At 63.5% G+C, this 20,194-nt stretch carries 23 protein-coding genes; 17 read left to right on the top strand and 6 right to left on the bottom strand.

The genetic code is table 11. From position 1 onward, the window contains the following. The first annotated feature begins 1 nt into the window (after position 1). Together MOK15_RS09095 and MOK15_RS09090 are read left to right on the top strand one after the other, a co-directional pair. The gene (locus tag MOK15_RS09095; protein WP_242931317.1) at positions 2-1,231 is read left to right on the top strand and encodes a diguanylate cyclase; all 1,230 of its coding nucleotides are present in this window, start codon (positions 2-4) and stop codon (positions 1,229-1,231) included. A 1-nt stretch (position 1,232) separates the two neighbouring features. Further along, the gene (locus tag MOK15_RS09090; protein WP_242931316.1) at positions 1,233-1,739 is read left to right on the top strand and encodes an OmpA family protein; all 507 of its coding nucleotides are present in this window, start codon (positions 1,233-1,235) and stop codon (positions 1,737-1,739) included. Positions 1,740-1,742: 3 nt separating this feature from the next. Here the strand turns inward: MOK15_RS09090 and MOK15_RS09085 are convergent, their stop codons facing one another. Continuing rightward, complete coding sequence (locus tag MOK15_RS09085; RefSeq protein WP_242931315.1) at positions 1,743-3,914, bottom strand: primosomal protein N'; 2,172 nt, start codon at positions 3,912-3,914, stop codon at positions 1,743-1,745. Between the two features lie 208 nt (positions 3,915-4,122). On the opposite strand from MOK15_RS09085, the gene fsa reads away from it, so the two are divergent. The 3 genes from fsa to MOK15_RS09070 all read left to right on the top strand — a co-directional run bounded on the left by fsa (position 4,123) and on the right by MOK15_RS09070 (position 6,968). Continuing rightward, positions 4,123-4,776, top strand: a complete 654-nt coding sequence (gene fsa / locus MOK15_RS09080; protein WP_242931314.1) for a fructose-6-phosphate aldolase — start codon at positions 4,123-4,125, stop codon at positions 4,774-4,776. Between the two features lie 68 nt (positions 4,777-4,844). Further along, positions 4,845-5,186, top strand: coding sequence for an antibiotic biosynthesis monooxygenase (locus MOK15_RS09075; RefSeq protein WP_242931313.1), 342 nt, complete (start codon positions 4,845-4,847; stop codon positions 5,184-5,186). A gap of 369 nt (positions 5,187-5,555) precedes the next feature. Further along, on the top strand, positions 5,556-6,968 hold the full coding sequence (locus MOK15_RS09070; RefSeq protein ID WP_242931312.1) for an alpha-L-fucosidase: 1,413 nt from the start codon (positions 5,556-5,558) through the stop codon (positions 6,966-6,968). Positions 6,969-7,056: 88 nt separating this feature from the next. Here MOK15_RS09070 and MOK15_RS09065 read toward each other — a convergent pair whose 3' ends face one another. Next, positions 7,057-7,503, bottom strand: a complete 447-nt coding sequence (locus MOK15_RS09065) for an NfeD family protein (RefSeq protein ID WP_242931311.1) — start codon at positions 7,501-7,503, stop codon at positions 7,057-7,059. Between the two features lie 36 nt (positions 7,504-7,539). Continuing rightward, positions 7,540-8,505, bottom strand: a complete 966-nt coding sequence (locus tag MOK15_RS09060; protein ID WP_242932699.1) for an SPFH domain-containing protein — start codon at positions 8,503-8,505, stop codon at positions 7,540-7,542. A 113-nt stretch (positions 8,506-8,618) separates the two neighbouring features. Between MOK15_RS09060 and MOK15_RS09055 the strand changes: the two genes are divergently transcribed. Together MOK15_RS09055 and MOK15_RS09050 are read left to right on the top strand one after the other, a co-directional pair. Continuing rightward, the gene (locus tag MOK15_RS09055) at positions 8,619-9,434 is read left to right on the top strand and encodes a CoA ester lyase (RefSeq protein WP_242932698.1); all 816 of its coding nucleotides are present in this window, start codon (positions 8,619-8,621) and stop codon (positions 9,432-9,434) included. Positions 9,435-9,530: 96 nt separating this feature from the next. After that, the gene (locus tag MOK15_RS09050) at positions 9,531-10,184 is read left to right on the top strand and encodes a GNAT family N-acetyltransferase (protein WP_242931310.1); all 654 of its coding nucleotides are present in this window, start codon (positions 9,531-9,533) and stop codon (positions 10,182-10,184) included. On the opposite strand, the gene ubiG is transcribed toward MOK15_RS09050, so the two are convergent. Then, a complete protein-coding gene (gene ubiG / locus MOK15_RS09045) occupies positions 10,153-10,884 on the bottom strand; it encodes a bifunctional 2-polyprenyl-6-hydroxyphenol methylase/3-demethylubiquinol 3-O-methyltransferase UbiG (protein WP_242931309.1) in 732 nt (243 codons plus the stop codon). The genes MOK15_RS09050 and ubiG overlap by 32 nt on opposite strands. A gap of 203 nt (positions 10,885-11,087) precedes the next feature. Here ubiG and MOK15_RS09040 point away from each other — a divergent pair, with 203 nt between their 5' ends. From MOK15_RS09040 to MOK15_RS09030, 3 genes are all read left to right on the top strand, one after another. Continuing rightward, complete coding sequence (locus MOK15_RS09040) at positions 11,088-12,353, top strand: aspartate kinase (protein ID WP_242931308.1); 1,266 nt, start codon at positions 11,088-11,090, stop codon at positions 12,351-12,353. Positions 12,354-12,517: 164 nt separating this feature from the next. After that, positions 12,518-13,531, top strand: a complete 1,014-nt coding sequence (locus MOK15_RS09035; RefSeq protein WP_242931307.1) for a nitronate monooxygenase — start codon at positions 12,518-12,520, stop codon at positions 13,529-13,531. An 86-nt stretch (positions 13,532-13,617) separates the two neighbouring features. Continuing rightward, positions 13,618-14,523, top strand: a complete 906-nt coding sequence (locus MOK15_RS09030) for a hypothetical protein (protein WP_242931306.1) — start codon at positions 13,618-13,620, stop codon at positions 14,521-14,523. A 24-nt stretch (positions 14,524-14,547) separates the two neighbouring features. Here the strand turns inward: MOK15_RS09030 and MOK15_RS09025 are convergent, their stop codons facing one another. Beyond that, positions 14,548-14,982 carry a helix-turn-helix domain-containing protein gene (locus tag MOK15_RS09025; protein WP_242931305.1) on the bottom strand — a complete coding sequence of 145 codons (435 nt, stop codon included), beginning with the start codon at positions 14,980-14,982 and terminating at the stop codon, positions 14,548-14,550. Between the two features lie 99 nt (positions 14,983-15,081). On the opposite strand from MOK15_RS09025, the gene MOK15_RS09020 reads away from it, so the two are divergent. Both MOK15_RS09020 and MOK15_RS09015 read left to right on the top strand, forming a co-directional pair. Beyond that, complete coding sequence (locus MOK15_RS09020) at positions 15,082-15,822, top strand: SDR family oxidoreductase (protein WP_242931304.1); 741 nt, start codon at positions 15,082-15,084, stop codon at positions 15,820-15,822. 151 nt (positions 15,823-15,973) lie between these two features. Continuing rightward, positions 15,974-16,294, top strand: coding sequence for an SMR family transporter (locus MOK15_RS09015; RefSeq protein WP_242931303.1), 321 nt, complete (start codon positions 15,974-15,976; stop codon positions 16,292-16,294). Here the strand turns inward: MOK15_RS09015 and MOK15_RS09010 are convergent. After that, positions 16,269-16,961, bottom strand: coding sequence for a helix-turn-helix domain-containing protein (locus MOK15_RS09010; protein ID WP_242931302.1), 693 nt, complete (start codon positions 16,959-16,961; stop codon positions 16,269-16,271). The genes MOK15_RS09015 and MOK15_RS09010 overlap by 26 nt on opposite strands. 122 nt (positions 16,962-17,083) lie before the next feature. Between MOK15_RS09010 and MOK15_RS09005 the strand changes: the two genes are divergently transcribed. The 5 genes from MOK15_RS09005 to MOK15_RS08985 are packed head-to-tail and all read left to right on the top strand — an operon-like array spanning position 17,084 to position 19,706. After that, positions 17,084-17,530, top strand: coding sequence for a VOC family protein (locus tag MOK15_RS09005; protein WP_242931301.1), 447 nt, complete (start codon positions 17,084-17,086; stop codon positions 17,528-17,530). A gap of 35 nt (positions 17,531-17,565) precedes the next feature. Then, positions 17,566-17,928 (top strand): DUF1428 domain-containing protein, encoded by a 363-nt coding sequence (locus MOK15_RS09000; protein ID WP_242931300.1) that lies wholly within the window; start codon positions 17,566-17,568, stop codon positions 17,926-17,928. 22 nt (positions 17,929-17,950) lie between these two features. Beyond that, positions 17,951-18,751, top strand: coding sequence for a VOC family protein (locus MOK15_RS08995; RefSeq protein ID WP_242931299.1), 801 nt, complete (start codon positions 17,951-17,953; stop codon positions 18,749-18,751). Further along, entirely contained in the window at positions 18,751-19,242 is a 492-nt protein-coding gene (locus tag MOK15_RS08990) for a VOC family protein (protein ID WP_242931298.1), read from the top strand. Before MOK15_RS08995 ends, MOK15_RS08990 begins: the two co-directional genes overlap by 1 nt. Next, positions 19,239-19,706, top strand: a complete 468-nt coding sequence (locus tag MOK15_RS08985) for an SRPBCC domain-containing protein (RefSeq protein ID WP_242931297.1) — start codon at positions 19,239-19,241, stop codon at positions 19,704-19,706. Before MOK15_RS08990 ends, MOK15_RS08985 begins: the two co-directional genes overlap by 4 nt. Positions 19,707-20,194 lie beyond the last annotated feature (488 nt).

The raw sequence follows: 20,194 nt of genomic DNA, 5'->3' as shown, positions 1-20,194 counted from the left end.
GATGCCGATGTCCTCCGATCCCGCCATGCCTACCCTGCGTCAGGTGTTGGCGCGTGGGCATATGCGCCTGATTCTTTTTGCCGTGCTGACCGCCGGTGTGGCCTTGATGGTTACTGGCGTGCTGGTCATTCGCAGCTATGCCGATCACAATCTCGCCCTGATCGCCCGTACAGTGGCGTATACGGTCGAGCCAGCTCTGGTGTTTGGCGATATGGATGCGGCCCGGCGCGGCATCACGACCGTGGCGGCATCCGAAAGCGTTCATCTGGTGGATGTACGCGATCCCCGCGGGGCGCCGCTGGTTGAATGGCGCCGGCCCGATGATGGGACGATGGTGGCGATCGAACGGGGCGTTGCGAAACTGGTCGCGCTGTCCCCGGCACGCGCGGAGGTCCGACGTGGTGGGGAGGTGATCGCCCAGGTCCGGGTTTATGGAGGAGCGGATGGGCTGGGGCGCTTCATCCTGTCGGGCCTGACGACGGCGTTCTCCTGCCTCGCCCTCACTCTGGTCGCCACCTGGACGCTGGCGCGGCGCTTGCATCGCGATGTCACCGGGCCGTTGAGCAAGATCGCCGAGGTTGCCCACGCAGTACGCGCCGATCGCCAGTTCGATCGACGCGCGCCAACCTCCGACATTCAGGAGGTCGACCAGCTTGGTCGCGACTTCAACGCGCTGTTGGACGAGTTGTATGATTGGCATAAGGGTATCGTGTCGCACAACAGGATGCTGGAGCGACAGGCCACCCGTGACGTGCTGACGGGCCTCGGCAATCGCGCCATGTTTGAGCAGACCTTGCCTGCGACCATCGCCCGGTCGAATGCGGAGGAACGATCCTTCGCCATCATCTATATCGACATCAACCGTTTCAAGCAGGTCAACGACACCCATGGCCATGACGCGGGCGATGCGATGCTTATCGTCATAGCTGCCCGGTTGCGCGTTGTACTGCGGCCCGGCGACCAGGCTTTCCGCCTGGGCGGGGACGAATTTGCGCTCATCCTGGCGCCGGGTGTCGAGCCGGCCGAGCTTGGCGCGATCAAGGCGCGGATCGCTGACGGGATGACGCAGCCCATCATGCTGCCCAATGGCGAGAGCATCGAGGGATCGCTCAGCATCGGCAGCGCTTGCTATCCTGAGGACAGCGCCGACGCGCGCGACTTGTTGCGCCATGCCGATGCCGCCATGTACGCGGACAAGACAGGCGAGCGCAACGCTGCCCAGGATCGATGACATGACAAGGACCAAGATGCGTAACGCTTTCCTCTTCCTTTCCATAGCTTTGCTGGCGGCGTGCCAGACGGTCCAGCCGCCGCGGCAGGCCGGCTTCACGCCGCAGCAGGTCGCGCTACTCAAGCAACAGGGCTTCGAGCCGGTGAACGGGGACTGGCAGTTCGGTATGGCCGACCGGCTGCTCTTCGCCACCGACGAAAGTATGTTGATCCCCGATCAGAAAGTCGCGATCGGGCGCATTTCCGGCGCGTTGATGGCGGTCGGCATCCACGGTGCGCGGGTCGAGGGCCATACCGATTCGACCGGCTCGGCCAGCTATAACGAAGCGCTGTCGCTGCGGCGCGCGCAGGCGGTGGCCGATGCGCTGGTCGCCGGCGGCATGGCGCAACCGGCCATGCGGGTCGTGGGCATGGGCGCGCGCGCTCCGGTGGAAAGCAACCGCTCTTCGACCGGAAGGGCGGAAAATCGCCGGGTGGTCATCATCGTGTCGCCGGCGGATGCTTCCTGATCGCTACATGAAGCTGTACGGATCGACGTCCACCGCCACCCGCGTCCCCGATTTCCACGCGAGATTGCCCAGCCATTCGCGGATCGCCGCCTGGATGTCGATCTGCCGCGTGGCATGGATCAGCAGCCGGTGGCGATGCCGCCCGCGCAGTACGGACAGCGGGGCGGGTGCGGGGCCATAGACGCGCATCCCCTCGATCACCGGCGCTGACTTGCCGATCAGCCGCGCGGTCTGCGCCGCCTCGTCGGCATTTTCGCTCGAAATGATGATCGCGGCGAAGCGGCCGAACGGCGGAGCGTTGGCAAGGCGGCGGTTTTCCGTCTCGACCGCGTAGAAGCGCTCGGTGTCGCCGTCGATCAGTGCCTTGATGACCTCGCTGCCCGGCATTCGCGTCTGAATGAAGACGCGGCCCGGTTTCTCCCCGCGTCCGGCGCGTCCCGCCACTTGCACGATCTGCTGGAAAGTGCGTTCGGCTGCGCGCAGGTCGCCACCCTCCAGGCCAAGATCGGCGTCGATCACCCCCACCAGCGTCAGATTGGGGAAATGATAGCCTTTGGTGACAAGCTGGGTGCCGACAATGATGTCGATGTCGCCGGCCTCTACCGACTTTACGAAATCGGCGACGCGGGCGGGCGACGACAGCGTGTCGGACGTGACGATGGCGGTGCGCGCCTGCGGCCAGAGCGTCTTCACCTCGTCCGCGATACGCTCGACGCCGGGACCGCACGCGACCAGGCTGTTCTCCTCCTTGCATTCCGGGCAGTGGCGCGGGGCGGGGATGACATGGCCGCAATGATGGCAGGCCAGCCGATGGGTGAGGCGATGCTCCACCATCCAGCTCGTGCAATTGGGGCATTGGAAGCGATAGCCGCAATGGCGGCAAAGCGTCAGCGGCGCATAGCCGCGCCGGTTCAGGAAAAGCAGGCTTTGATCGCCCTTCTCCATATTCTCATCGATCGCCTTGACCAGCGGCGGCGCGATCCAGCGGCCGCGCTCGGGCGGGTCGGTCAGCAGGTTGAGGCCTTCGATCTGCGGCATTTCCGCCCCGCCATAGCGCGAGGGTAGCTTGATTTCGGCATAGCGGCCCAGCTCCACCTGATGCCGCGTCTCGATGGCGGGCGTTGCCGACGCCAGGATGACCGGAAATTTCTCCATGAAGCCGCGCATCACCGCCACGTCGCGGGCATGATAATGCACCCCGTCTTCCTGCTTGAAACTCGCCTCATGCGCTTCGTCGACGATGATCAGGCCCAGATTGGGATAGGGCAGGAACAGGGCGGAACGCGCGCCCACCACCACCTGCGCCTGCCCGCTGGCAATGGCGCGCCAGGCCCGCCGTCGTTCGCTCTGGCGCAGGCCGCTGTGCCAGTTGACGGGCGCCACTCCGAACCGCTGACCGAACCGTTCCAGGAACGGTTCGGTCAGCGCGATTTCGGGTAAAAGCACCAGCACCTGCCGATCTGCGCGGATCGCCGCCGCGATCGCCTCGAAATAGACCTCGGTCTTGCCCGATCCGGTGACGCCGTCGAGCAGGAAGGGCGCGAAATCATGTGCGCGCACCGCGTCCGCCATGGTCGTCGCCGCGCCGGCCTGTGCTTCCGACAGGGCTGGTGGCGCATGATCGGGGTCGGGCATGGGGAAGGGCGTGTCGACGCTGACCTCCACCGCCTCGAAAATATCCTGCTTGATAAGGCCGCGGATCACCGCGTCGCTCACCCCGCCGATCATTGCCAGCTCGCGGATCAACCCCTGCCGATCGCCGATCCGTTCCAGCGCTTGGGCGCGTTGTTCGGTCATGCGCTCGGGCAGTTCCCCGGTGCGCCTATATTCGATCACCGTCCGTGCGCCTTTAAGCGCCGCCATGGACGACAACGCCATGCGCAGCACGGCGGCGGGGGGAGCCAGATAATAATCCGCCGTCCATTCGATCAGCCGGCGCAGCGGTTCGGGCAGAGGCGGGGCGTCCACCACGTCCAGCAGGTTGCGCAGCCGGTTATCGCCCACCGTCTCTATGTCGGGGAAGCTGTCTTCCTCCCACACCACGCCGATCAGTTGTCGCGGTCCCAGCGGCGCGACGATGATGCTGCCGGGTTCGACGCGCATCCCATGCGGCACGCGGTAATCGAGCGGCCCCAGGGCGGCGTTCAGGATCAGGACACGGGCGCGCGAAGACATGGCTATTGTCCTTAAAGCGCTGGGCGTGCGGCGCAATGCCCGCATCACCCAGGGGCTGACAGGATCGCCGGTAAACGGTCGGTGCGGTGCATGATCGATATGGTGGTGACGATAACGCCGGGCGCGTGACGCAATTATCCGCGCTATGATGGCGTATCCGCCGGCCAACGGTTAAAGGGACGCGATTCGCCTATCTGGGAGCACGGGCATGAAATTCTTCGTCGATACCGCAGACACCGCCGAAATCCGCGAACTGGCCGCCACCGGCCTGCTGGACGGTGTTACCACCAATCCCACGCTGATCCACAAGTCCGGTCGCAAGTTCATGGAAGTGGTGGAGGAAATTTGCGGCATCGTTGACGGTCCGGTCTCCGCCGAGGTGATCGCGCTCGACCATGAGACGATGATGAAGGAAGCCGAAGTGCTGCGGAAGATCGCGGACAATGTCTGCATCAAGGTGCCGTTGACCATCGATGGCCTCAAGACCTGCAAGGCGCTGACCGATGATGGCACGCAGGTCAACGTCACGCTCTGCTTCTCCGCCAATCAGGCGTTGCTGGCGGCCAAGGCGGGTGCGAGCTTCATCTCGCCTTTCGTCGGCCGTCATGACGACAATGGCTTCGACGGCCTCAAGCTGATCGAGGATATCCGCCTGATCTATGACAATTACGCTTTCGAGACCGAGATTCTGGCCGCCTCGCTGCGCCATCCGATCCATGTGCTCGAATGCGCGAAGATCGGCGCCGACGTCATCACCGCGCCGCCCTCGGTCATCAAGATGCTCTCCAAGCATGTGCTGACCGACAAGGGTCTTGAGGGTTTCGCGACCGACTGGGCCAAGACCGGCCAGACCATTCTCTGAACTTTTCGAGACCGGGCGCTGGAACCTGCGCCCGGTCCGGCCTATTCTCCTGATAAAGGAGATGGCCGATGTTCGTCGCGATCTACTGGTGGCGGGTCCATCCCGGCAAGGAGGATCAGTTCCGCGCGGCCTGGCGGCGCGGCACCGACCTCATCCGTCAGAAATATGGCAGCTACGGCTCCCGTCTCCACCGGGATGCCGAGGGCCGTTTCGTCGGCTATGCCGAATGGCCGGACGAGGCGACGTGGCGTAGGGCATTTGACCGGAAAATGGTCTATGATGATCCCGAAACCCGCGCCGCCTTCGTCGACGCCATTGCCGAAGTACCGCCAGATGCCGATCCGATCTTCACCATGACTGTCACCGACGATCTGCTGACGCGGCGCCCCCATCTCGAAAGGCAGGACTGACCGATGCGAGACCCCGACAAGCCCGACTTCGGTTTCCTCTGGTTCTCGCTGCTGCTCACCTTCGTCGGCTTGGTGCTGATGCTGGCATATGGTTGAAGGTGAAGCGCCGGGTGTGATTGAGCCAGTATCTGGTTCCCTGACAAAGCAGTCCCCCAAACCATAGCGTTTGTCGCAGACGGCAGCGGACCGTCGGCGCAGAAAGACGCCAAAGCTGCGATTGCAGCGCTCAGCTAGCCGCGATTTTCCAGTTCAGACGAACGGTGGTTTGTCCACGCGCCTGCCTGTAAATGGCAGTGTGATGTGTTGCGCTTGTGAAAATGATATTTCGCTAATAATAATGGTTTCGACCGATGTTCATAGGAGACGATCTTGGGGGGATTTACGGGTTGGCGGGCTTTTTTCCGCACGCGGGACCGCAAGCTGCGTCTTGCGATGCTGCTGTCACTCGGCCTGACCGGAGATATCTCCGCCTGGGCTGCGGCGGAGCCGCCCTCAACCCAGCAGGCCGGTAGCGACGAGCAGAAATCGGCGCTGAAAACCAATAACAGCAATGCGGCCCTCGCCCCGGAATTGCGCCTGTCAGAAGCGGACATGGCCTGGTGGCGCGATGCCAAGCTCGGCATGTTTATCCATTGGGGGCTCTATTCCATCCCGGCCAGCGGCGAATGGTCCATGTTCCGCGATCATGTGCCTGCCGCCGAATATGCAAAGCTGGCGCAACGCTTCGCACCCAAACATTATGATCCCCAACGATGGGCGAAGATCGCGCGCACGGCCGGTGCCCGTTACATGGTTCTGACTGCCCGGCACCATGACGGATTTGCCCTGTGGGACAGTCCCGGCAGCTATGGCCAGTTCGACGCGGTGCATTCGGCAGCCCGTCGCGATCTGGTGAAGCCGTTCGTTACTGCGGCACGGCAGCAGGGGCTGCGGGTGGGCCTCTATTATTCTCCGCTGGACTGGCGGTTCCCGGCCTATTTCCACATCCGCGAAATGCCGGAGAATGCGGCCGCTTTCCGCAAGCAGACCTACGATCAGGTGCGCGAGCTGACGACGCGGTACGGACGCATCGATATCCTATGGTATGATGGCGGGTGGTTGGCGCATAACGGCACCGACGCCGATGCGGCCTGGTTCTGGCGTCCGGAAATATTGAATGCCGAAGTGCGAGAGCATCAGCCCAAGATCGTGATCAATCCGCGATCCGGCTGGCAAGGCGATTTCGATACCGAGGAAGGAGCTGCTCCCATTACAGGCCCGATCCGGCCCAAGCCCTGGGAAAAGACCTTCTCGCTGAATGAGAATGCGTGGGGATATACGAGCGGGCAGCGGCTCATACCTCTCGATCAGTTGAAGCGGTTGTTCGTCGATGCGGTGATCCGTAACGGCAATTTGCACGTCAATGTCGGGCCTGACCCCGATGGCGTCATCCCGGAAGGCCAGGAACGATTGCTCCATGAGTTCGGCGTCTGGAATCAACGCTATGGCGAAAGCTTGTTTGCAACGCGTCCGGGTCCGCTGGAGCCGGTCGACGGCAGCTATGGCACCACGCATCGCGGCCGGACGGTGTATCTGCACGTCCTGAGCTGGCCCGATAAGGTCCTGACCATTCCCGCGCTGCCCGGCCGTGTGCTGCGCGCCACCAACATGGTCGATGGAAAAAAAATCGATCTGGACCAGAGCCAGGGAGAAATCAGGATTCTCGCCCCGCGCGCCGGAGATTCCGTGGATACGGTGCTCAAGCTTGAACTGGAAACTTCCGGCGGCGGTAAAGGGCGATAATCGCGTCGGGCCGGTGCCTTCACGTCTGCGTTGAGCATCGGAGTCTCAGCTTCGGTGCATCGGCGTCGGCAAGGGGCAGGGTTGCTTCTTAAGTCCCCTCCACCCACAGCACCGCCCCTTCGGCGCTCACGATGCGCACCCTTGCGCCAAGTTCCGCGTCATTTCCTCGCGCGGTCCAGACGCTGTCGCCGACCTTGACGCGGCCTTCGCCGCCAGTGATCGGTTCCACGACGGTCACGATCTGGCCGATCAGGCGCGCGGTGCGGTCGTTGAGGAGTGGGTCGGTGGAGGCCACCGGATTATCGACATACCAGCGACGGCCGCCCCAGACCGCGACGATGCTGAGGCCCGCAAAGAGAAGGAGCTGAAGCGGCAGCCCGATCGGCAGCGCCAGCGCGACAAGGCCCGTCAGCGCCGCAGCGATCGCGATCCAGATCAGGAAGACGCCGGGCATCAGCACCTCCGCTATCCCCAGCAATGCCGCGAAGACCAGCCAGGCCCAGTGATCGTGGAGGAGGGTAAGCCAATGGGTCATGGGCGGGAGATCTTCCTTCTTCTGTCAACCATCTCCTTATTCCTGGGTCCGGTCGAAGGGGCCGCGGCGGGTGGAGGCGGGTGGAGGCGTCGGGGTGTCGCCCAGCGCTTCCTTGGCGAGCTGGCCGATGCCGCCCAGCGTGCCGATAAGCTGGGTCGCCTCGACCGGGAAGAGGATGGTCTTGGCATTGGGGGACGTGGCGAATTGGCTCACCGCGTCGGTATATTTCTGCGCGATGAAGTAGTTGAGTGCCTGTGGATTGCCCGTGGCGATGGCTTCGGAAACCATCTGTGTCGCCTTCGCTTCGGCCTCCGCTTCGCGCTCGCGGGCTTCGGCGTCGCGGAAGGCGGCCTCGCGGCGCCCTTCGGCCTCCAATATCTGCGATTGCTTCTGCCCTTCGGCGCGCAGGATTTCGGCGCTCTTTAGGCCCTCGGCCTCCAGGATATTGGCGCGCTTCTCACGCTCCGCCTTCATCTGACGGCCCATGGCGTTGACGATGTCGGCCGGCGGGCGGATGTCTTTCAGTTCGACGCGGGTGATCTTTATGCCCCAGCTATTGGTGGCATGATCCACCACGGACAGGAGGCGGGCGTTGATCTCGTCGCGTTTGGACAGGGTTTCGTCCAGGTCCATCGATCCCATCACCGTGCGCAAATTGGTGGTGGCGAGCTGCATGATCGCAACATAGAGTTCGCTGACTTCATAGGCCGCCTTGGCCGCATCCAGCACCTGGAAGAAGACCACGCCATCGACCGACACCATGGCATTGTCCTTGGTGATGATCTCCTGCCCCGGAATATCGACCACCTGCTCCATCATGTTGATCTTGCGGCCGACGCCGTAGAAGAAGGCGGGGTAGAAATTGAGGCCGGGCCTCGCGACCTCTGTAAAGCGGCCGAAACGTTCGATCGTATATTGATAGCCCTGTCGCACCACCTTCACGCTGACGGCGAGATAGAAGAGGACGAGGCCGGTTACGGCGAGCGCGAAGGTGGTCAGCATCTGGATATCTCTCCCGATCATGGGCTTGGATTATGCGCGCTAATCTTTAACGGGGGAAGTCAAACCGCCAAAGGCCGATCCAAAGGAGAGTCTTGTCCATGTTGCTGCGCCCAATGCTGCTTAGGCACGCCCGTTCGCTGCTGTTTCTGCCCGCATCCAATGCGCGCGCCATCGCCAAGGCGCGGACGCTGCCGTGCGACATGGTGATCCTGGACCTGGAGGATGCGGTGCCGCCCGATGCCAAGGAAACGGCGCGCGGGGCGGCGATCGTGGCGCTGGGCGAGGGCTTTGGCGGCCGGCTGAGCGCGGTGCGGATCAATGTGGAAGGGACGCCCTGGCACGGGGTCGAGATGGTGACGGTGAAGGCGTCGGGCGCTGATTATGTGGTGCTGCCCAAGGTGGAGCATCCCAAGCAGGTGAAGGATGTGTTCAGCGTCTGCCAAAAGCCGGTGATCGCGATGATCGAGAGCGCGCGTGGCGTGCTGGCGGCGCCCGCCATCGCAGCGGGAGAGGGCTGCGCGGCACTGTTCATGGGCAATAACGACCTGCGCAAGGATCTGGGCATTCCGCCTTCGGCCGGGCGCGCGGGGCTGGGCCATGCGTTGCAGGCGGTGGTGCTGGCGGCGCGCGCGGCGGGCATCGCGGTGTTCGACGGTGTGTTCAACCGGCTGGACGATGAGACGGGGCTGGAGGAGGAATGCGCCCAGGGCTACGCGCTGGGCTTTGACGGCAAGACGCTGATTCATCCGAGCCAGGTGCCGGTGGCGAACCAGGTGTTCGGTCCGGATGCGCAGGCGGTGGCGGACGCCCGGCGACTGATCGAGGCGGCGACTGGCGGAGCTGAACGCTTCGAGGGGCGGATGATCGAGGCGATGCATGTCGAGGAAGCGAAAGCGCTGATCGCGCGGGCCGAGGCGGTGGGGGCGTAGCGGCTTTTGTCGCCTGCCGATGCCCAGGCTTGACCGCAGCAGGGGTAAGCGATACTTCTTTGAGAACAATGTTCTCAAAGAAGGGCGGAGCGGGCGATGGGAGAGGAGTTCATTGCGGAAAAGGCATCGGATCGTCCTGCCATGTTGCCTGCCTCCGCGCGTTCCCGCGGCGCGATGATCGCTTCGTTGTGCGAGGCTTTCGCCGATGATCCGGGACTCAACTGGATATGGCCGGACCGGGAGGACAGGGTGCGGCGGCTGCCCTATTTCTTCAAGGCGATCGTCGCGGGCACTTTGGCGAACGGTGTCGTTCTTCATTCGGCGCGGAGCGATGCGGTTTCGCTCTGGCGACAGCCGGGCCGGATCAATCCGGGACGCCTGGAAATATTCCGTGGCCTGCCCAGCATGGCTGTCGCTTTCGGTGTGGGGCGGGAGCGGTCCAAATTGATGAGCGAGACGCTAAAAGCACATCAACCAGTGCATTTTGCCTGGTGGTATCTCCAGTTCATCGGGGTTCGGCCCACCATGCAAGGCATTGGACTGGGCGGTGCAGCGGTCTGCGCGGGACTCGATCTGGCCCGTTCAGCCGGAATGCCGGTCTATGTCGAAGTCATGAACGCGGCGAATGTTGGATATTATCATCATATCGGGTTCGAAACCGTGGATGAGTTCGACATTCCCGAAGGCGGTCCTCATGTCTGGGCCATGATCCACCACATTAACGATGCCGCGCGGTCAGGAGATAGTTGATCGCGGTGTTGGCCGACAGGGTGAAGCCGCGCGCGGGGGCGAAGCTGAGGCCGCTGCTGTCGATGACATCCAGGCCTGCGCCCTCCAGCAAGACGGTCAGTTCATCGGGCGTGATGAACTTGTGCCAGTCATGCGTGCCCTTGGGAATGCCGCCGACGCTTTCGCCGATGGTGATCATGGCGAAGCGGGAGAGGGCCGTGCGATTGGGGGTGGAGAGGATCATCAGGCCGTCTGGCGCCAGCTTGGCGGCGAGGGCGGCGACGAAAGCGGCGGGATCGGCGACATGCTCGATCACCTCCATCGAAGTGACGAGGTCGAAGCCATCCTCCGCCATGTCCTCCACCGGGGTGGCGCGATAGTCGATGGCGAGATGCTGGCCCCGCGCATGGGCGGCCGCGGCGGCGATATTCTCCGGCGCGGCGTCGAGGCCGGTGACGGTCGCGCCCAGCCGCGCCAGCGGTTCGGCGAGCAGGCCCGCGCCGCAGCCGACATCGAGCGCGCGCTTGCCCGTGAGCGGGCGGAAGGCCTGTTCCCGGCCCGGCCAGTGCCGGTCGATCGCGGTGCGGATATAGCGCAGCCGTACCGGGTTCAGCTTGTGCAACATCGCGCTGGAGCCGGCGGGGTCCCACCATTCGGCAGCCATGGCGCCGAAATGGGCGGCTTCCTTCGGGTCGATCGTCGCGGCTGTCTCAGTCATCATGCATCCTGTTCTATCTAGCCCTGACGGGCGAGGCAAATGCGACTATGCCCTTGAACGCAAAAGAGCCGGGACGCCGTGCGGTGCCGATGTGGTGACGTGCGTAGCGGGACTGCTTGCCATATCCGTTGCGACTGCTAATAGGAGCGCCGTTTTGGCCCTTTGGGACATTTTGTTTCACAACTCTAGGCGGATTCGACAAGCAAATGGCGCGCATCGTGATGAAATTCGGCGGCACCTCCATGGCGGGGATGGAGCGAATTCGCAACGTGGCCGCGCGCGTCAAACATGTCGTGGAGCAGGGGCACGAGGTTGCCGTCGTCGTATCGGCCATGGCGGGCGAGACCGATCGGCTGGTCGGTTTCTGCAAGGAAGCCTCGCCGCTCTATGATCCAGCCGAATATGATGTGGTTGTGGCGTCGGGCGAGCAAGTGACGAGCGGCCTGCTTGCCATGACGCTCAAGTCGATGGGCGTGGATGCGCGTAGCTGGCTCGGCTGGCAGATGCCGATCCGCACGACGGAGGCTCATGCCAAGGCGCGGGTCGAGAAGATCGACACAGGCGCGCTGCTGGCGGAAATGGCGTCGGGCCAGGTCGCGGTGATCCCCGGTTTCCAGGGCATGATGGCCGACGGCCGGGTGTCGACGCTGGGCCGGGGCGGGTCCGACACGTCGGCGGTGGCGGTGGCCGCGGCGGTCAAGGCCGATCGCTGCGACATCTATACCGATGTCGACGGCGTCTACACCACCGACCCGCGCATCGTGGCGCGCGCCCGCAAGCTCGACCTCGTCACCTATGAAGAGATGCTGGAGCTGGCCTCGGTCGGCGCCAAGGTGCTCCAGACCCGCTCGGTCGGCCTCGCCATGAAGGAAGGCGTGGTCGTGCAGGTGCTCTCCTCCTTCGATGATCCCACCCAGGACGACCTTCCCGGCACGCTGATCGTGAGCGACGAGGAACTGGACGCCAAGCTCAAGGAAAGCAAAATGGAACGTCAGCTCATCACCGGCATCGCCCATGACAAGAATGAGGCGAAGATCATCGTCACCCGCGTGCCCGACAAGCCGGGCGCGGTCGCCAGCATCTTCGGTCCGCTGGCCGATGCGGCGATCAATGTCGACATGATTATCCAGAATGACAGCAAGGAGAAGGAAGAGACCGACGTCACCTTCACCGTGCCGCGCGCGGACCTGGCCCGCAGCGTCGACCTGCTGGAAAGCCACAAGGATAATATCGGCTTCCGCCGCATCATCACCGACGCCGAAGTCGCCAAGATCAGCGTCGTGGGCGTGGGGATGCGCAGCCATGCGGGCGTCGCGGCGACCATGTTCAAGACCCTGGCCGAACGCGGCATCAATATCGAGGCGATCTCCACCAGCGAGATCAAGGTTTCGGTGCTGATCGACGAGGACGAGACCGAATTGGCGGTGCGCGTGCTGCATACGGCCTACGGCCTGGACGCGCCGACGGCTTGACAGACATACCCCCCTCCCTTCTAGGGAGGGGTTGGGGGTGGGTGGCGAGCGAAGCGAGCCTTCCACTATCCCGATAAGGCGGAGGCGCCGCTGGCGCGACGCACCCACCCCAAACCCCTCCCTTGAAAGGGAGGGGCTTTTTTTGATTCTAGAGGCTTGAAGATATGACCACCGCCAAACTCGCTTCCCTGATGGCCCGCGGCACCGAATTTCTCGGCTGCGAAACCGCGATCCTGTGTGGCGCGATGAGCTGGGTCAGTGAGCGCCATCTGGTGTCGGCCATTTCCAATGCCGGGGGCTTCGGCGTGATCGCCTGCGGCGCGATGACGCCCGACCTGCTCGACCGGGAGATCGCGGCGACCAGGGCGCTTACGAGCAAGCCGTTCGGCGTCAACCTCATCACCATGCACCCGCAGTTATTCGAACTGATCGATGTCTGCGCGAAACATGCAGTCGGCCACGTCGTGCTGGCGGGCGGGTTGCCGCCCAAGGGCAGCATCGAGGCGATCAAGCAGAAGGGCGCAAAGCTGATCTGCTTCGCCCCGGCGCTGAGCCTGGCGAAGAAGCTGGTGCGGTCAGGCGTCGATGCGCTGGTGGTGGAAGGGATGGAGGCGGGCGGCCATATCGGCCCGGTGGCGACCAGCGTGCTGGCGCAGGAAATCCTGCCGGAGATGGGAGGCCAGGTGCCCGTCTTCGTCGCGGGCGGCATCGGTCGGGGTGAGGCGATCGCGGCCTATCTGGAGATGGGCGCGGCGGGCGTGCAACTGGGCACCCGCTTTGCCTGCGCCACCGAGAGTATCGCCCACCCGGCGTTCAAGAAGGCTTTCTTCCGCGCTTCGGCGCGCGATGCGATCGCCAGCGTGCAGATCGACCCGCGCCTGCCGGTCATCCCGGTGCGCGCGCTCAAAAATGCGGGGACCGAGAGCTTCACCGCCAAGCAGCGCGAAGTCGCCAACCTGCTGGACAGCGGCGCGGTCGACATGGGTGAAGCGCAGTTGCAGATCGAGCATTATTGGGCCGGCGCCCTGCGCCGCGCGGTGATCGATGGCGATGTCGAGGGCGGGTCGCTGATGGCGGGTCAGTCGGTCGGCATGGTCACGAAGGAAGAACCGGTCGCCGACATCATCGCCCAGTTGATGGACGAGGCGACGCAGGCGCTGGAACGGCGAGCCGCCTGAAGGGTTGCGGTGAACGGAGCATAAGGCATATTCCCCCCGACCCGGTTGCCCGGCATGACCGAGCCTATAGTATTTCGGAGAGTTTGATGTCCGCAACGCGCCTTTTTCTTGGGCGAATTTCCCTGGTGTCGCTGGCGGTTCTGGCGGCCTGTTCGACGCCCAAGGCGCCCCCGCCATCACCCCCGCCGCCGGTGGTTCCGACCGTGCGTCCGGTGCCGCCGAACAATGCGGCCGAGGGGATGAGCATCCCCACCAAGGACGAGGAGGGCGATTATCTGACGCCCAACCGCAAGGTGACGTCCAACACCGCGCTCTGGCATGTGCGCATGGCGCTCAACGTCGCGGCGTTGAATTGCGAGAAATATGGCAGCACCGCCCGCACCCAATATAACCAGATATTGACGGTGCATAAGGTGGTGCTGACCGACGCCAATGCAGCGGTCGATCGCAATTACAAGGTTGCCTATGGCCGGGCGGGTGTGGGCTCGCGCGAGCAGCTCAACACCATCGTCTATAATTTCTTCGCCCTGCCGCCGGTCGTCAAAAGCTTCTGCCCGGTGGCGACCGCCGTGGGCGCGAAGATATTGACGATGCCGTCCAGCGCGCTCCTGGCCTATGCGCCCGAAGCGCTGAAGGAACTGGAAAAGCCCTATCAGGAATTTTACGCCGCTTATGCCGATTATCTGCGGCGGCTGGCCGAATGGCAGTCGCGCTTCGGCGGGACGGTGACGGTCGTGGTGTCGCCGACGCCGCTGCCGCCGCCGCCCGTGCCGCCGGGGGAAGCGCCGCCGCCGGCGGGCTGGTCGCCCAGCTATACGACCGCGCTGGAAGCGGCTGCACCGATTCCGGCCGAGGCGCCTGCGTCTTCTGCTGTTCCGGCCACGGCTCCGACGATCTCAGGGCCGCCGGTGGTAGTGCCGACCCAACCCGCGCAGCCGGGCGCGACCACCCCAACATTGCCGGTGCAACCGGTTCCCGCGCCGGAGAAATAGCCACCTCCGTTTGGAGCTATGGAATCAATCGCGCGCGTCGAAATTCGCGCGCGCGGCCTCCACTGTTTCCAGATTGCGTTCGGCCCAGATCCAGACGCCGCAAAAGGCGGCGCTGAGGCTGTTGCCGAGCGGGGTCAGCGTATAGTCGACGCGGGGCGGCACCACCGGATGGACAGTGCGGGTGAGCAGGCCGTCTCGCTCCATCTGGCGCAGCGTCTGGGTCAGCATCTTCTGGCTGATGCCTTCCACTCCGCGGCCGATTTCGGTGAAGCGCTGCGTGCCTTCCTCCTCCAGCAGTTCCAGCACCAGCAGCGTCCATTTGTCGGCGATGCGGCCGATCAGGTCGTTGACGAGTCGCTCGACGCGCGGGTCGATCGTGGCGGGTGGTTCGGTCGCAAGATACTGTTCTGCCTGCGCGATATCGTCGGCGTGGAAACGGGTTTGCATCGGATTTCTCATTTCTTACCCTTGGCTATGTATGGCACTTTTAGGTGCCTTCTTTCCAAAAGAGAGCATAAGCTTAAATTGCCGGTCAAGCCAATCGGAAGGAACTGACCCATGCAAGTCACAGGAAACACCATTCTCATCACGGGCGGCGGTTCGGGCATCGGCGCGGCGCTGGCACATGAATTTCATGCGGCGGGAAACAAGGTTATCATCACCGGACGGCGGCGGGCGGCGCTGGATGCGGTCGCGGCGGCGCATCCCGGCATGGCCGCGATGGTGCTGGACATGGAAGACCCGGCGGCGATCCTGGCCTTTGCCGACAGGCTGGTCGCGGACTTTCCGGCGCTCAATGCCGTGCTGCTCAATGCGGGGATCATGGTGGCGGAGGAGAAGATCGATCTCGCTATTGCGGAGGCGACCGTCACGACCAACTTGCTGGGACCCATCCGGCTCGCCCATGCGCTGCTGTCCCATCTGGAGGCGCAGCCGTCCGCGGCGATCCTGACCGTGTCGTCGGGGCTGGCCTTCGTGCCGTTTGCGGCGACGCCTACTTATTGCGCGACCAAGGCGGCGATCCATAGCTGGTCGCTGTCGATGCGGGAGCAGTTGAAGGCCACCAGTGTCGAGGTAATCGAGATCGTGCCGCCCGGCGTGCAGACCAACCTGATGCCGGGCCATGCCGAGAATGAAGAGATGATGCCGCTGGCGGACTTCATCAGCGAAACGATGGCACTACTGCGGCGGCAGCCGACACCGGCGGAAATCCATGTCGAACGGGTGAAATTTCTGAGCGAGGCCACGAAGCGCGGCGCGTTCGATCAGGTGTACGGGATGTTGAACGGCGGGCATTGATTAAACCCAATCCTCTCCTTGTAAGCGGAGGATTTCTGGACTTGTCCCTGCGGCGTCGTCACCCTATCTCACGCCGTAAGCGAGGCCACGTCCTCCCCCGCCACGCGGGTTGAAGTCCGGGACGGCCCGGCTCTCTAGAAAGGGAGTCATTATGGCCTGGATCATGTTGTTTTTTGCTGGCGTGCTGGAAATCGTCTGGGCCTTTGCGATGAAGCAGTCGCAAGGGTTCACGCGCCTTGTTCCCAGCCTCATCACTTTGGGCACGGTGACGGCCAGTTTCCTCCTCCTGTCGATGGCGATGCGCAGCCTGCCGCTGGGGACGGCCTATATGATCTGGACCGGGATCGGCGCGCTGGGTGCTTTCGTCGTCGGCGTGATCTTTCTGGGTGAGGGCGTCAGCCCCGCGCGGTTTGTTGCGGCAGGGCTGATCCTGGCGGGGCTGGTGCTTATGAAGCTGTCAACGTCGAGTTGATCGTCGATGGCGCCTTGGGGGGCAGGGGGAAGAGCCGGACGAAATGTTCGGCCAGCGCCCTGTCCCCTTCGACCGTAAGGGCGGCCACCACATCCTCGAAGCGTGCGCCGCCGTAGAGGACCGCGACCAGTGCATTCTGGTCGCCGGTGAAGATCGCATCCGCATCTGCCGCATCGCCCCGGTCGATCAGGAAATCGCCGTCTTTCAACATGGCGCGAAATTCCTCCTCGCCGAAACGGAAGCCCAGGGTTGCGTCTAGGTCGCCGATGCGGCTGCGGTCGATCATCGTGCGCATCGACAGGACCACCGACACCTGACTCATCGGCTTGCCCGGCTCCATCGTGGGGGATCGGCAGGCCCAGCGGCCCAGCACCTGGAACAATATTTCCGATTCGCGGCCCCAGTCGGTCAGCTCGTAAATCTGGCTGGCGGCGGGCGGGGGCAGGCGGCGGCGGATGAGGATGCTGGTCGCCTCTAGTTCCTCCAGCCTTTGTGTCAGCACATTGGCGCTGATTCCGGGCAGGCCGGCGCGCAGATCGGTGAAGCGCTTGGGGCCGAGCATCAGTTCGCGCATGATCGGCATCGCCCAGCGATCGCCGATGATATCCAGCGCATGAGCGACCGCGCACCCGTCCTGATAGGCTCGTTTTTTGTTCGATTGACTCATTAGTTATCTTTTCTAACTTAACTGTTGTATAAAATAATGTATGAGTTCACAAAGTGCAAGCAGTGAGTCGTCCTCCGGAGAAGAGGGTGCTGCTGAATGATAAGATCCCGAGGAGAAGTGTGATGTCGAATATACCCGCTCCGAAGATGATTTTCGTCAATCTGCCCGTCAGCGACCTGCCCGCGTCGATTGCCTTCTATGAAGCGGTTGGGGCGGTGCGGAACAATGATTTCGCCGATGACAGTGCGCAGATGATGGGCTTTTCCGAGACGATCCATGTGATGTTGCTGACCCATGACCGGTTCCGCAGCTTCACCCGGCGCGCCATTCCCAATGCGCATGAAACCGCGCAGGTGCTGCTCGCGTTGAGTGAGACAAGCCGGGAAGCGGTGGACGATGTGGTGGGCAGGGCGCTCGCCGCTGGCGGCGCCGAACCCAACCCGAAACAGGATCATGGCTTCATGTATGGCCGCAATTTCGCGGACCTGGACGGCCATATCTGGGAAGTAGCGTGGATGGACATGGCGGCTGCCATGGCTGCCGGGCAGGGAGAGCCTGCCGAAGCCTGAACGGACCTGACCTGACACAAGGAAGGAGAGAGACGATGGCCTATATGGATGGTTTCGTGATTCCCGTGCCCAAGGGCAACAAGGAACGGTACAAGGAAGTCGCGGCCTATGCCGCCCCCATCTTCATCGAACATGGCGCGACCCGCGTCGTGGAATGCTGGGCGAACGACGTCAAGCCGGGCAAGATCAACGATTTCCGCACCGCCGTGATCGCGGAGGAGGATGAGGAGGTCGTCTTTTCCTGGATTGAATGGCCCGACAAGGCAACGCGCGACGCGGGATCGGAAAAGGTGATGAAGGACGAGCGGATGCAGCCCAAGGAGGGCGAGGACATGCCCTTTTCCGGCGCACGGCTGATCTATGGCGGGTTTGAAGTGCTGCTCGACGCGAAGGCCTGACCTCCACGCAAGGAGACGGACGATGACCGACTTCAACGGCAAATTCTTCTGGTACGAATTGATGACCAGTGATCCCAAGGCGGCGCTGGCCTTCTATGGCGACGTGGTCGGCTGGACCGCGCAGCCCTTTGGCGGCGAGCGGACCGACGACCCCTACATGATCGTGTCCGGCAGCGCCGGGCCGATGGGCGGGGTGATGACGATCCCGGCCGAGGCCCGGACATGCGGCATGACGCCCTGGTGGGGCGGCTATGTCGGATCGGCCGATGTCGACGCGGACGCCGCGCGCTTGAGCGCAGCGGGCGGCAAGGTGATGCGCCTAGCCGAGGACATCCCCGGCGTCGGCCGCTTTGTCGTGATGAGCGATCCGGGTGGCGCTGTGTTCATGTTGCTCAAAGGCTCCAGCCCCGACGGGATGGAGGCGCCGACCGGAATGCCTTTGGGGCATGTCAGTTGGCATGAACTTTATGCGGGCGACTTCGACAAGGACCTGGCTTTCTACACCGGCCAGCTCGGTTGGACCAAGGGCGACGCCATGGATATGGGCGAAATGGGCAGCTATCAGCTTGTCTCGCAGACCGGGGCGACCGATTTCCAGGGGATGACCGGCGGCATCATGCCATGCCCCAAGGAAATGCCGATGCCTGTCTGGCTTTTCTATTTCACCGTCGGCGACATCGACGCGGCAGTCGAGCGGGTGAAAGCGGGCGGCGGCCAGGTCATGCAGGGGCCGATGGAAGTGCCCGGCGGCGCGTGGATCATCCAGGCAACCGATCCCCAAGGCGCGATGTTCGCGCTGGTCGGCAGCAAGGGAGAGGCGTGATGAGCAAGATTTCCCCCTGTCTCTGGTTCAATGGCCAGGCCGAGGGAGCGGCGCATTTCTATGTGTCCGTCTTCGGCGGGTCGGTGGACCATGTGAGCTATTATCCCGAAGAAAATCCTTCCCCATCGCCGCTGGCGGGTGGCAGCGTGCTGCTGGTCGAGTTCACCCTGTTCGGGCAAAGCTATCAGGCGCTGAATGGCGGTCCTCAATTCACCTTCGACGAGGCGGTGTCGCTGTCGGTGGCGTGCGAGGATCAAGCGGAACTGGATCGGCATTTCGATGCGCTGACCGCCGATGGCGGCAAGCCGGGGCCGTGCGGCTGGGTAACCGACAAATATGGCCTGTGCTGGCAACTGGTGACGCGCCAGATCATGGCCAATTATCATACGGGCGACAAGGAAGGCATCGCGCGCATGATGCGGGTGATGATGACCATGCAGAAGCTGGACACGGCCGCGATGCAGGCCGCCTTTGACGGAGAGACGCCATGAGCGGCGCGCGCCATGAACTGTCCGTGACCTGCCATATCGCCGCGCCGCGCGCGATCTGCTGGAAGGTGTGGACCGACCTGAAGGACGAATGGTTCTGCCCCAAGCCATGGCGCGCCGAGGTGATCGAGGAGGATCTGCGTCCCGGCGGGCGCAGCGCGGTGCAGATGTTCGGTCCTGATGGCGAGGAGACGGGGCCGATGGAGGGCATATTTCTGGAGGTGGTGGCCGGCGAGCGGGTGGTGACGACCGACGCCTATGCGGCGGGCTGGATCCCGCAGACGCCGTTCATGACCGCGATCTGGGCGTTCGCCGATGAGGGGGAAGGCACCCGCTTCACCGCGACTGCGCGCCACTGGAACGCGGAGACGAAGGCACGGCATGAGGCAATGGGCTTCCACCCCGGTTGGGACCAGATGATGGAACAGTTCAGGGCGCTGAGCGAGACATCGGCGGCGAGCGCTTAGGGTTTGGTTGGCTGCGGGTGCTGCGTGAGGGCCGGAAGTGGCCGGAAGGGGGCATCGCTTTCATTGTCACCCCCGGCCCCTTCGACAGGTCCGGGATGATGGAAAAAAGGCAAAACCGACTATTTTCGGCCATATTCATCCTCCCCTGTAAGGGGAGGGGGACCACGAAGTGGTGGAGGGGTGTCACCCTTTCGATAGCGGGACACCCCTCCGTCAGGCGCTACGCGCCTGCCACCGCCCCTACAAGGGGAGGATGGGAAAAGCCGACATTCCTTCACCACCCCATGCCGTCATGCTGACGAAAGTCAGCATCCATTGGCTCTACGATTGTGTGTTTGTGGGAGGCAGAGGTTCATGGATCCCGGATCGAGCCTGTCGAAGAGGCCGGGATGACCGAGTGGAGCAACGTCTGCCCTCTACCCTCAATCGCTATCATACCGAATCGAAAGGGCGCCCGGTTGCCCGGACGCCCTTCCCCTCGTGACAGA

The organism is Sphingobium sp. BYY-5 (genome assembly GCF_022758885.1).
In the GTDB taxonomy this organism is placed as follows: domain Bacteria; phylum Pseudomonadota; class Alphaproteobacteria; order Sphingomonadales; family Sphingomonadaceae; genus Sphingobium.
The sequence above is the reverse complement of the archived record's forward strand: the minus strand, read 5'-3'. Positions and strand labels throughout refer to the sequence as shown.